The following is a 10,985-nucleotide window of genomic DNA, read 5'->3' as shown; positions in this document are numbered from 1 at the left end:
TCACCAATCACCAATCACCAATCACCAATCACCAATCACCAATCACCAATCACCAATCACCAATCACCAATCACCAATCACCAATCACCAATCACAACGCATACCCGAACTGCTGGCGGAACTGTTCGGCGAACTCGTCGTAGTCGAAGCGCTGGTTCTGGGTGCCGGGGTGCTCGACCTTGAGCGCGCCCATCAGGTTGCCGATGCGGCCGATGGTCATCCAGTCGTAGCCCTTGTCGATGCCGAAGATCAGGCCGGCACGGAACGCGTCGCCGCAGCCGGTGGGGTCGGTCACGCGGCGTTCGTGCGCCGGCGGCACGCTGTAGACCTGTTCGGGCGTGTGGATCAGCGCGCCCTTCGGGCCCTGGGTGACGATGTAGGCCTTCACCCGCGAGGTGATCGCCGCTTCGTCCCAGCCGGTGCGCTCCTGCAGCAGGTTGGACTCGTAGTCGTTGACGGTGACGTAGTCGGCCTGCTCGATGAACTCGCGCAGCTCCGCGCCATTGAACAGCGGCATCGCCTGGCCCGGGTCGAAGATGAAGGGGATGCCGCCCTCGGCGAACTCGCGCGCGTTCTGCAGCATCCCCTCGCGGCCGTCCGGGCTGACGATGCCGAAGGTGACGCCGGCGACGTCCTTCACGTGGTTCTCGTAGCTGCGCATCATCGCGCCCGGATGGAAGGCGGTGATCTGGTTGTTGTCGTGGTCGGTGGTGATGAAGGCCTGCGGGGTGAACAGCTCGTCGATCACCTTGACCTGGTCCAGGCGGATCTCCTGCTCCTCGAACCATTCGCGGTAGGGCGCGAAATCCTGGCCGACGGTGGCCATCGGGATCGGGTCGCCGCCCAGCAGCTTGAGGTTGTAGGCGATGTTGCCGGCGCAACCGCCGAACTCGCGGCGCATGCGCGGGACCAGGAACGACACGTTCAGGATGTGCACCTTGTCCGGCAGGATGTGGTTCTTGAACTGGTCGGGGAACACCATGATGGTGTCGTAGGCGAGCGAACCACAGATCAGAGCGGACATGGAGGTACCTGGAGGGCTGGCGGGCGCCGGGGCGCCGGTTCCGGAGGGCGGTCAGGGGCGTCGGCGCCAGCGGCGCCGCCTGCAAACCGGGGAAGCCTACCGGCTGGGGCTCCGCGGGGCCAGCGCCCGGGGCGGCCAGCACGGCGGGAACGGCGGGGCGGGCTGGGGCGACCGGATCGTCAGAAACCGCGGAAAACCGCGATCTGGAGCGGTTTTTTCCTTGCCCGCCCCCCATGCGGCAGGTAGGCTAACCGGTCTGTCCCCGCCCCCCTTTAGTAGACGGCCTGTTCCCCGATGTTCAAGAAGTTTCGCGGCATGTTCTCCAACGACCTGTCCATTGACCTGGGCACGGCCAATACCCTGATCTATGTCCGCGGCCAAGGCATCGTGCTCAACGAGCCCTCGGTGGTGGCGGTGCGCCAGGACCGGATGATGGGCGGCAGCCGGTCGGTCGCGGCGGTGGGCGCGGAGGCCAAGCAGATGCTGGGCCGCACCCCGGGCAACATCAGCACCATCCGGCCGATGAAGGACGGCGTCATCGCCGACTTCACCTATACCGAGGAAATGCTCAAGCATTTCATCCGCAAGGTGCACAAGTCGCGCTTCCTGCGGCCGAGCCCGCGGGTGCTGGTCTGCGTGCCCTGCGGGTCGACCAACGTGGAGCGGCGCGCGATCAAGGAATCGGCCGAGGAGGCCGGCGCGCGCGACGTCTACCTGATCGAGGAGCCCATGGCGGCCGCGATCGGCGCCGGCATGCCGGTCACCGAGGCGCGTGGCTCGATGGTCGTCGACATCGGCGGCGGCACCTCGGAGGTCGCGGTGATCTCGCTCAATGGCATCGTCTACTCGGCGTCGGCCCGCATCGGCGGCGACCGCTTCGACGAGGCCATCATCAACTACGTGCGCCGTACCTACGGCACCCTGATCGGCGAGGCCACCGCCGAGCGCATCAAGCTGGAGATCGGCTGCGCCTGCCCGCAGGAAGACGCCCGCACCATGGAGGTCTCGGGCCGCAACCTGGCCGAGGGCGTGCCGAAGATGGTCACCCTCAATGCCAACGAGGTGCTCGAGGCGCTGCGCGAGCCGCTGTCGGGCATCGTCGCCGCGATCCGCCTGGCCCTGGAGCAGACCCCGCCGGAGCTGTGCGCCGACGTCGCCGAGCGCGGCATCGTGCTGACCGGTGGTGGTGCCCTGCTGCGCGACCTGGACAAGCTGATCAGCGAAGAGACCGGCCTGCACGTGCAGGTCGCCGACGATCCGCTGACCTGCGTCGCCCGTGGCGGTGGCCGCGCGCTGGAGCTGGTCGACATGCACGGCAACGAGTTCTTCGCGCCGGAGTGATGGCGCACGGGGGGATCGGCAGGGGACGCGGGCGACGGGGTGACGGCGCGCCCGGCCCGGTCGGCGCCCTCGGCTTCGACATCCCCCTCGATTCCCGTACATCCAGCGCCCGTCCGCCGCGGGCGCTTCCCGCGATCCGCATCCTTCCCTTCGGCCCCTAGCAGTGCCCTCATACGCCGGCCCCAATCCGCCCCATCGCTCCGGCGACGTCGCCGGCACGCTGAGGTTGCTGGCGTACCTGGCCATCGCCCTGGTGCTGATCGTGCTCGACCATCGCGGGGGCTGGCTCGATCGCGCCCGCGACCAGGCGACCGTGCTGGTGCAGCCGCTGTGGATGGTCGCCGGATGGCCCGGGCAGCTGGCCGACAAGGTCCAGTCCGATGCCGGCACCCTGACCCGCCTCACCGCCGAGAATGCGCGCCTGCGCAACGAGGCGCTGGTGAACAACGCCCGCCTGGCGCGGCTGCAGGCGGTGTCGGCCGAGAACGTGCGCCTGCGCGAGTTGATGGGCGCCGCCGAGCAGGGCGGTCTCGACGTGCAGCTGGCGCCCATCCTCGACATCGACCTCGACCCCACGCGGCAGCGCCTGGTCGTCGATGCCGGTAGCGGCGACGGGGTCCATGTCGGCCAGAGCGTGATCGATGCCGGCGGCCTGATGGGGCAGGTCATCGAGACCACGCCCATGCATTCGACCGTCCTGTTGCTGACCGATGCCTCGCATGCGTTGCCGGTCACCGTCTCGCGCAACGGGGTGCGCCTGGTGGCCTACGGCACCGGACAGAGCGATCGGCTGGCGCTTCAGAGCATTCCCATGTCCAGCGACATCAAGGTGGGCGACAACGTCGTGTCCTCGGGCCTGGGCGGGCGCTTCCCGGCGGGCTTCGTGGTGGGCACGATCACCCGCCTGCAGCCCGACGACAGCCGCGCGTTCCTGGTGGGTGACGTCAAGCCCGCTGCCCAGCTCGATCGCGGTCGCAACGTGCTGCTGGTGCGTGCCGTCGCGCCGCCGCCCCGTCCCGCGCCCGATCCCGGCGCGGAGAGCGACCAGGCGGGCGCCGATGGCGCAGCCGGAGGCGCCGATGCGACGACCGATGCCGCGGCGGGCACGACCGGCGATGTCCCGTCCCCGGACCCCGCGAATGCCGCGACGCCTTCGGAGGACCGCCGATGAGCCGTAACCGCCATGCCTGGGTGATGCCGGTGAGCGTGCTGCTGGCCCTTGTCTTCGGCCTGTTGCCGTTGACCCCGGCGCTGCAGCCGTACCGCCCGTACTGGCTTGCCCTCGTGGTCGCCTATTGGGTGATCGAGGATCCCGATCATCGCGGCCTGGGCTTCGCCTTCGTCGTCGGTCTGCTCGGCGACCTCAGCTTCGGCGGCCTGCTCGGTGAACAGGCGCTGCGCCTGGTGGTGATGGCCTACATCCTGCAGCGCTTCCGCGCACGCCTGCGCTTCTTCCCGATGTCGCAGCAGGCCCTGGCGATCGGCGGTCTGCTACTCAACGACCGCATCCTCGTGGCCGTGCTGCACGGCGCCCTGCAGCTACCGCCGGCGCCGCGGGCGATCTGGTTCGCCCCGCTGGTGGGCATGCTGTTGTGGGTGCCCTTGAACCTCGTGCTCGATGCCGCGCGCCAGGGTGGCTGGCGGAGGCGCTGAGGCGATGCGCAGACGCGTCATCAAGAACGCCGCCGCCGAGGCCGACCAGTTCCGGCGCCGGGCGGTGCTGGCGTTCCTGGGCGTGCTGGTCGCGCTCGGGGTACTCGCGGCCTGGTATTTCCGCCTGCAGGTGCTCGAGCACGACGAGTACGTGACCCGCTCGGAAGCGAACCGGATCAAACTGCGCCCGGTCGTGCCCGCGCGCGGCGTGATCTACGACCGCAAGGGCCGGATCCTCGCCGACAACGTGCCGGCGTTCCGGGTCGAAGTGACGCCCGAGGAGGCCGGCCCCACCGAGGACTGGCTGCCGGGCCTGGCGGAGATCTTCGAGCTGACCGCCGAAGAGCTCGCCGAGTTCGAGGACAAGCGCCGGGTCACCCGCGGCTTCCGCCCGATCATCCTCAAGCTGCGGGTCACCGAGGACGAGGCGGCGCGCTTCGCGGTCGACCGCTGGCGCTATCCGGGCGTGGAACTGGTGTCCTACCTGAACCGGCGCTACTCCCACGGAGAGCTGTTCTCGCACATCATCGGTTACGTCGGTCGCGTCGACGAGGACGACCTCGCCACCCTCGACGAAGCCAGCCGCGCGCTGACCCACATCGGCAAGACCGGGCTGGAGCGCGCCTACGAGGATGCCTTGCGGGGCAAGGTCGGCTACGAGCAGGTCGAGACCAATGTCGCCGGACGCCCGATGGGCGTCGTCGGGCGCGTGCCGGCGGTGCCCGGGACCGACCTGCGGCTGAGCGTCGACCTCGACCTGCAGCGGGCCATGGTCGATGCCTTCGGCGAGTACGAGGGCGCGGCGGTGGCGATGGACCCGCGGACCGGCGAGATCCTGGCGATGATCAGCCTGCCGGGCTACGACACCAACCTGTTCGTCAACGGCATTTCCCACAAGGACTACCGCACGCTTACCGAGAACCCCTCGCGCCCCCTGTTCAACCGGCTCGTGCTCGGTGGCGTCGCGCCGGGCTCGACCCTCAAGCCGCTGATCGCACTGGCCGGGCTGGACAGCGGCGTGCGCCGGCCCGAGGACCGGGTGATGTCCACCGGCATGTTCTACCTGCCGGGCGTCAGCCGCGGCTGGGGCGACTCGCACCGCGGTGGCCACGGCTGGACCGACCTGCGCAAGTCGATCGCCGAGTCGGTGAACACGTACTACTACCAGCTGGCGCTGGACATGGGCATCGAGCGCTTCGACGACTACATGGGCCGTTACGGCTTCGGCCATCCCACCGGCGTCGACCTGGTCGGCGAGATCGACGGCATCCTGCCGTCGCCGGCCTACAAGATGAAGACCCGGCGCGAGCGCTGGTATCCGGGCGACACGGTCAACATCAGCATCGGCCAGGGCGACTGGAAGGTGACGCCGCTGCAGCTCGTCCGCGGCATCGCCGGGATCGCCGACGGCGACCTGCGCCGGCCGCACCTGGTGAAGGACCAGCGGGTCGGCTTCGATGCCCCATGGACGCCCCTGCCGCAGCCGCCGGGCGTACCGATCAGCCCCAACCCCGCGAACCTGCAGGTGGTGCGCGAGGGCATGGTCCAGACCATGCAGCCCGGCGGCACCGCCTGGCGCATCGCCAGCGACGCGCCGTACTCGATGGCGGGCAAGACCGGCACGGCCCAGGTCGCCAGCCGCCGCGACAATGCCGCCGTCAACCCGCGAAGCCTGCCGCTGCACCTGCGCCACCGCTCGTTGTTCGTGGGTTTCGCACCCGCCGAGAACCCCACCATCGCGGTCGCGGTGGCGGTCGAGGGTGGCGGCTACGGCGGCAGCACCGCCGCGCCGATCGCCCGCAAGGTGCTCGATGCCTGGTTGCTGGGCACCCCGCCCGTGCCGGAGGGGGAGGCCACCGATGCGGTGCCGCCCACGCCGGTCGCCAGCGCGCCGCCGGAGGCACGCTGATGGGCGAGATCCTGCGCTGGCTGTTCGACCTGGCGATGCGGATGACCCGCACCCTGGACTGGCCGTTGCTGGGCGCGCTGCTGGCGCTGATGGGCATCGGCCTGGCCGTGCTGTACAGCGCCGGTGGCCAGTCCATGCACCTGGTGCTGGCGCAGGGCAGCCGTTTCGCGGTGGGCCTGGTCGCGCTGTGGGCATTGTCGCGCGTCTCGCCGTCGCAGCTGCGCAACTGGACGCCGCTGGTGTTCGGCGCCTCGCTGGTACCGCTCCTGGCGGTGCTGGTGATCGGTACCGGCAGGCACGGTTCGCACTGGATCAACCTGGGCGTGTTCTATTTCCAGCCGGCCGAGCTGCTCAAGCTGAGCCTGCCGATGATGGTCGCCTGGTACCTCAACAACCGGCCGCTGCCGCCGCGCCTGGACAGCGTGCTGGTGTCGGCGGCCATCATCGGCGTGCCGACCGGCCTGATCCTGCTGCAGCCAGATTTCGGCACCGCGATGCTGGTGGCGACCAGCGGCGCGTTCGCGCTGTACCTGGCGGGGCTGCCCTGGTGGTGGTTCGGGATGGCCCTGGCCGGCATCGCCGCGGTGGCGCCGATGGCCTGGTTCTGGTTGCTCAAGCCCTACCAGAAGGACCGCATCCTGACCTTCCTGAATCCGGAGTCCGATCCACTGGGCGCGGGCTGGAACATCATCCAGTCGAAGATCGCCATCGGCGCCGGCGGCCTGCACGGCAAGGGCTGGGGGCAGGGCAGCCAGTCCCACCTGAACTACATCCCGGAGCACACCACCGACTTCATCTTCGCCGTGCTCAGCGAGGAGTTCGGCTGGGTCGGCGTGGCGGTCGTGCTGGCGCTTTACCTGTTCGTCGTCGGCCGCTGCCTGTGGATCGCGGCGGACGCGCGCGACGGCTATTCGCGGCTGCTGGCCGGCGCCCTGGGCCTGGCGTTCTGCGTGTACGTGATCGTCAACGGCGGCATGATCGCCGGCCTGCTGCCCGTGGTCGGCGTGCCCATGCCCCTGCTCAGCTATGGCGGCACCTCGGCGGTTTCCCTGCTCGCCGGGCTGGGCGTGGTGATGGCCGTGCGGGTCCACAAGCCGGTGCACGCGCGCTGAGGCCCGCGCTCATGAACGACAACGTAACCTGACTCGGCAAGGCGGGTGCCGGCGGGGGGCGTTCTGGGCGCAAACCGCCCGTGTTAACCTCGCCGCGATGAGCTCCCGACCCGTCCAAGCCGCACTCGCGTGCGCACTCACCGTCCTGGTGGCGGCCTGCGCGACGCAGGCGGCGCCGCCGGCCCAGGAAACTCCCGCCGCGCCGGTCGTCCCCGCGCCCCCGGCCCCCGCCAAGACGCTTGCGCCCACGCCCGGCACCCCGGCGCTGCCCGAAGCGCAGGAGCGCCTCCCGCTGGAGCAGGCCCGTGCCCGCTTCATCGAGGACACCGCGCGCGAGTACGGCATCGACAAGGCGTACATCGCCTCGGTCCTGGCCGGCGCCGAGAAGCGCGACAGCATCGTCAAGGCGATGTCGCGGCCGGCCGAAGCCAAGCCCTGGAGCGACTATCGCCCGATCTTCATCAGCCAGGCGCGCATCGACGGCGGCCAGGCCTTCCTCGCCGCGCACCGGGACGAACTGGCCCGGGTCGAGGCGCGTTACGGCGTCCCGCCGGAGATCATCGTCTCGATCATCGGCGTGGAGACCAGCTACGGGCGCAACACCGGCAGCTACCCGGTACTGGACGCGCTCTACACCTTGGCGTTCTTCTACCCGCGCACCAACCTGCCCGACAAGATCGAGCGCGAGAACCGCCGCGAAACCTTCTTCCGCGGCGAACTGGCGCAGCTCTTCGCGCTCGGCAAGGAAACAGGCTTGGACATCACCACCCTCACCGGCAGCTATGCCGGCGCGATGGGCTGGGGCCAGTTCATGCCCTCCAGCTACCGCGAATACGCCGTCGACGGCAATGGCGACGGCAAGCGCGACCTGTTCAACAGCACCGACGACGTCTTCGCCTCGATCGCCAACTACTTCGTGCAGAAGGGCGGCTGGGAGCGCGGCGGCCCGGTCGCGGTGCGCGCCACCCGCGACCCCGGCGTGCCGGACTTCGAGCCCGAGGCCCTGGACCCCGTGTACAGCCAGGCCGACCTCGCCCGGCACGGCTACCACCCGGCCACCCCGGTGCCGGCCGAAGAACACGCGGTGCCGCTGAACCTGGACGGCGTCGGCGGCAAGGAATACTGGCTGGGCTTCCGCAACTTCTACGCGATCACCCGCTACAACATCTCCAAGCACTACGCGATGGCGGTCTACCAGCTGTCGGAGGCGATCGCCGGCCGCGAGAATCCCCTGGCCGCGATCGAGACGCCCCCGCCCGTGGAGCCCTCCGGGGCATGAGGCACGCGCTCGCGGCCGCGATGATCCTGGGCCTGGCCGCCTGCGCGGGTGCGCCGAAGAAGCCGGAAACCGCCCCCGGCGCGCAGCCAGCCGCCGCGGCGGGCCACGCGCCCGAGCGCAGCGGCCGCAAGGTCTCGCCCTACGCCCCGGCGCAGGAAGACCCCAGCACGCGGGGCCACTACACCGCCGGCGGCCTGTACAAGCCCGGGGTCGCCGACAGCACCCCGGACTACGTCCCCGACGTCGACGCCATTCCCGAGCCGGAGGTGGTGGCTGAACCCCGTTCCACCGTCGGCAACCGCCCGACCTACACCGTACTGGGGAAGCAGTACCGCGTGCTCGACGATCCCGACGGGTACGTCGAGCAGGGCCGTGCGTCCTACTACGGACAGAAGTTCCATGGACGCCGGACGTCCAACATGGAGGTGTACGACATGTACGCCTTCACCGCCGCGCACAAGACGCTGCCGTTGCCCAGCTTCGCGCGCGTGACCAACCTCGACAACGGCAGGTCGGTGGTCGTCCGTGTCAACGACCGCGGTCCGTTCCACGAAGGCCGGGTGATCGACCTCAGCTACGCGGCGGCGGTCAAGCTCGACATCGTGCAAAAGGGCACCGGGCGCGTGGAAGTGCGCGCGCTGACCCCCGGCGAGGACGCCGCACCGGTCCTGGCGGCCGCCCCCCCGCCGACGGTGCCCGCGCCGCCGAGCGCGATGGACCGCCTGGTCGCCAGCATTCCCGACACGCCGGCCGGCGCGGCGATCCCGGCCGCGGCCGCGGCACCGGTCGCCCTCTCGACCGGCAGTGGCGCCGAACACCGCTTCGACATGCGCCAGGACGGCCGCGCGATGAGCGCGGAGGAGTTCGACGCGTGGATGAAATCGCGCCAGGTGCGCGTTGCCACCGGTCGCCCCGGGCGGCCGCTGGCGTCTCCGCCGTCCACCGCCGTCACGCAAGCGCCGCCGAATCCCGCCACTGCCGCGGCCGTCGTCGCGGTGCAGGGCACGCCCGCCAGCGCCGTGGACGGCGTCACCCTGCAGGTGGCCAGCTTTTCCGCCCGTGCCAATGCCGACCGCGCCCTGGGCGTGCTCCGGCAGGCCGGGATCGACCAGGCCCAGGTGCTCGATGCGCAGGCCAACGGCAAGCAGGTCTGGCGCCTCCGCGTCGGGCCGCTGGCCGAAACCGCGGCTCCGGAACTCGCCGCCCGTCTCGTCGGTCTGGGCTTTGGACAGCCCCAGCCCGTGCGCGACTGACCGCGACGATGGATCGCGCGCCCACCCTTTCCCTTGCCCAGACCCGGGCCGTGATGCCGGCCCCCCGGAGTTGTTGAACCGATGAAGATCCCCGCTGTAGCCAAAGCGACCGCACTCACCGCGCTGACCACCGTCGCGATCAGCCTGGCGTTCGCCCAGTCGCCGCAACCGCAGCCGGCCACGCCGGTCCCGGCGACCCCGGGCACGGCGCAGGCGCCCGCCAGCGATGCGCTGCCGGTGCCGCCCGCGCCGGAGGTGACCGGGACCGCCTGGGTGCTGATGGATGCGGCCAGCGGCAACGTGCTCGCCGGTCACAACATCGACCAGCAGCTCGAGCCGGCCAGCATCACCAAGGTCATGACCAGCTATGTCATCGCGGCCGAGATGGCCGGCGGCAAGGTCAAGGCCACCGACCAGGTGATGATGACCGAGAACGCCTGGCGCAAGGGCGGGGCGGGCACCGATGGCAGCTATTCCGGCTTCGAGGTCAACAAGACCGCGCCGTTGCTGGAGATGGAGAAGGGCATGGTGGTGCAGTCCGGCAACGACGCCGCGATCGCACTGGCCGAGCACGTCGCGGGCACCGAGGAGGCGTTCGCCACCTTGATGAACCAGTACGCCCAGCGCATCGGCATGAAGAACAGCCACTTCGCCAACGCCACCGGCCTGCCGGACGAGGGCCACCTGACCAGCGCCCATGACCTGGCCCTGCTCGGGCGGGCCTTGATCAACGACTTCCCCACCGCCTACTCCTACAACAGCATCAAGGAGTTCACGGTCGGACCGATCACCCAGCCCAACCGCAACCTGCTGCTGTGGCGCGACAACAGCGTCGACGGCATCAAGACCGGCCACACCTCGGCCGCCGGCTACTGCTTGATGGCCTCGGCCAAGCGCGGCGACCAGCGCCTGATTTCGGTGGTCATGGGCTCGACCTCCGAGGCCAAGCGCGCCAGCGACAGCCAGGCGCTGCTGAACTGGGGGTTCCGTTTCTACGAGACCCACAAGCTCTACGACACGGCCCAGGCCGTGGCGAGCCAGAAGGTCTGGAAGGGCCAGGCCGAGGAGGTCAAGCTGGGCGTCGCCGAACCGCTGCTGGTGACCGTGCCGCGCGGTCGTTACGAGCAGCTCAAGCCGATGATGGACGTGCCGCGCACCCTGGTGGCGCCCATCGCCAAGGGCCAGGCGATCGGTACCGTCAAGGTCATGCTCGACGACAAGGTCATCGCCCAGCGTCCGCTGGTGGCGATCGAGGGTGTCGAGCAGGCCGGCTTCTTCAAGCGCCTCTGGGACGAGTTCTGGATGTGGTGGGGTGAGTAGCCGCGCTTGCGAGCCATTGGCTCGCGCGGCTACGAACGCCTGATCGCCCTCGATCAGGCCGGGTGCCTGAAATTCATTCGCCGCGCTTGCGAGC

The 10,985-nt window shown here is 70.1% G+C and carries 8 protein-coding genes and 1 pseudogene; 8 read left to right on the top strand and 1 reads right to left on the bottom strand.

Annotated features, from left to right (window positions below; all coding sequences use genetic code 11):
• Positions 1-91: 91 nt before the first annotated feature.
• The gene (locus FKV25_RS09160; RefSeq protein ID WP_141518495.1) at positions 92-1,024 is read right to left on the bottom strand and encodes a carbohydrate kinase family protein; all 933 of its coding nucleotides are present in this window, start codon (positions 1,022-1,024) and stop codon (positions 92-94) included.
• 294 nt (positions 1,025-1,318) lie between these two features.
• On the opposite strand from FKV25_RS09160, the gene FKV25_RS09155 reads away from it, so the two are divergent.
• The 8 genes and pseudogenes from FKV25_RS09155 to FKV25_RS09120 all read left to right on the top strand — a co-directional run bounded on the left by FKV25_RS09155 (position 1,319) and on the right by FKV25_RS09120 (position 10,891).
• Complete coding sequence (locus tag FKV25_RS09155) at positions 1,319-2,365, top strand: rod shape-determining protein (protein ID WP_141518494.1); 1,047 nt, start codon at positions 1,319-1,321, stop codon at positions 2,363-2,365.
• Between the two features lie 163 nt (positions 2,366-2,528).
• Entirely contained in the window at positions 2,529-3,536 is a 1,008-nt protein-coding gene (mreC, locus tag FKV25_RS09150) for a rod shape-determining protein MreC (RefSeq protein ID WP_141518493.1), read from the top strand.
• On the top strand, positions 3,533-4,018 hold the full coding sequence (mreD, locus tag FKV25_RS09145) for a rod shape-determining protein MreD (RefSeq protein ID WP_141518492.1): 486 nt from the start codon (positions 3,533-3,535) through the stop codon (positions 4,016-4,018). The genes mreC and mreD overlap by 4 nt, the downstream gene beginning before the upstream one ends.
• Positions 4,019-4,022: 4 nt before the next feature.
• Positions 4,023-5,855, top strand: a pseudogene (gene mrdA, locus FKV25_RS09140) (penicillin-binding protein 2); the annotation flags it as partial.
• A 71-nt stretch (positions 5,856-5,926) separates the two neighbouring features.
• Positions 5,927-7,039, top strand: a complete 1,113-nt coding sequence (rodA, locus tag FKV25_RS09135) for a rod shape-determining protein RodA (protein ID WP_141518490.1) — start codon at positions 5,927-5,929, stop codon at positions 7,037-7,039.
• Between the two features lie 97 nt (positions 7,040-7,136).
• On the top strand, positions 7,137-8,318 hold the full coding sequence (gene mltB, locus FKV25_RS09130) for a lytic murein transglycosylase B (protein WP_141518489.1): 1,182 nt from the start codon (positions 7,137-7,139) through the stop codon (positions 8,316-8,318).
• A complete protein-coding gene (locus FKV25_RS09125; protein ID WP_170218598.1) occupies positions 8,315-9,571 on the top strand; it encodes a septal ring lytic transglycosylase RlpA family protein in 1,257 nt (418 codons plus the stop codon). The genes mltB and FKV25_RS09125 overlap by 4 nt, the downstream gene beginning before the upstream one ends.
• 81 nt (positions 9,572-9,652) lie before the next feature.
• Positions 9,653-10,891 (top strand): D-alanyl-D-alanine carboxypeptidase family protein, encoded by a 1,239-nt coding sequence (locus FKV25_RS09120; protein WP_141518488.1) that lies wholly within the window; start codon positions 9,653-9,655, stop codon positions 10,889-10,891.
• The last annotated feature ends 94 nt before the right edge of the window (positions 10,892-10,985 follow it).

Origin of the sequence: Marilutibacter aestuarii (assembly GCF_006546775.1) — a bacterium.
Lineage (GTDB): Bacteria > Pseudomonadota > Gammaproteobacteria > Xanthomonadales > Xanthomonadaceae > Marilutibacter > Marilutibacter aestuarii.
This window is presented reverse-complemented; position numbering and strand designations above follow the sequence as displayed.

Coding starts and splice junctions, on each gene's coding strand:
- FKV25_RS09160 (WP_141518495.1), bottom strand. CDS start 1,024: ATGTCCGCTCTGATCTGTGGTTCGCTCGCCTACGACACCATCATGGTG.
- FKV25_RS09155 (WP_141518494.1), top strand. CDS start 1,319: ATGTTCAAGAAGTTTCGCGGCATGTTCTCCAACGACCTGTCCATTGAC.
- mreD (WP_141518492.1), top strand. CDS start 3,533: ATGAGCCGTAACCGCCATGCCTGGGTGATGCCGGTGAGCGTGCTGCTG.
- rodA (WP_141518490.1), top strand. CDS start 5,927: ATGGGCGAGATCCTGCGCTGGCTGTTCGACCTGGCGATGCGGATGACC.
- mltB (WP_141518489.1), top strand. CDS start 7,137: ATGAGCTCCCGACCCGTCCAAGCCGCACTCGCGTGCGCACTCACCGTC.
- FKV25_RS09125 (WP_170218598.1), top strand. CDS start 8,315: ATGAGGCACGCGCTCGCGGCCGCGATGATCCTGGGCCTGGCCGCCTGC.
- FKV25_RS09120 (WP_141518488.1), top strand. CDS start 9,653: ATGAAGATCCCCGCTGTAGCCAAAGCGACCGCACTCACCGCGCTGACC.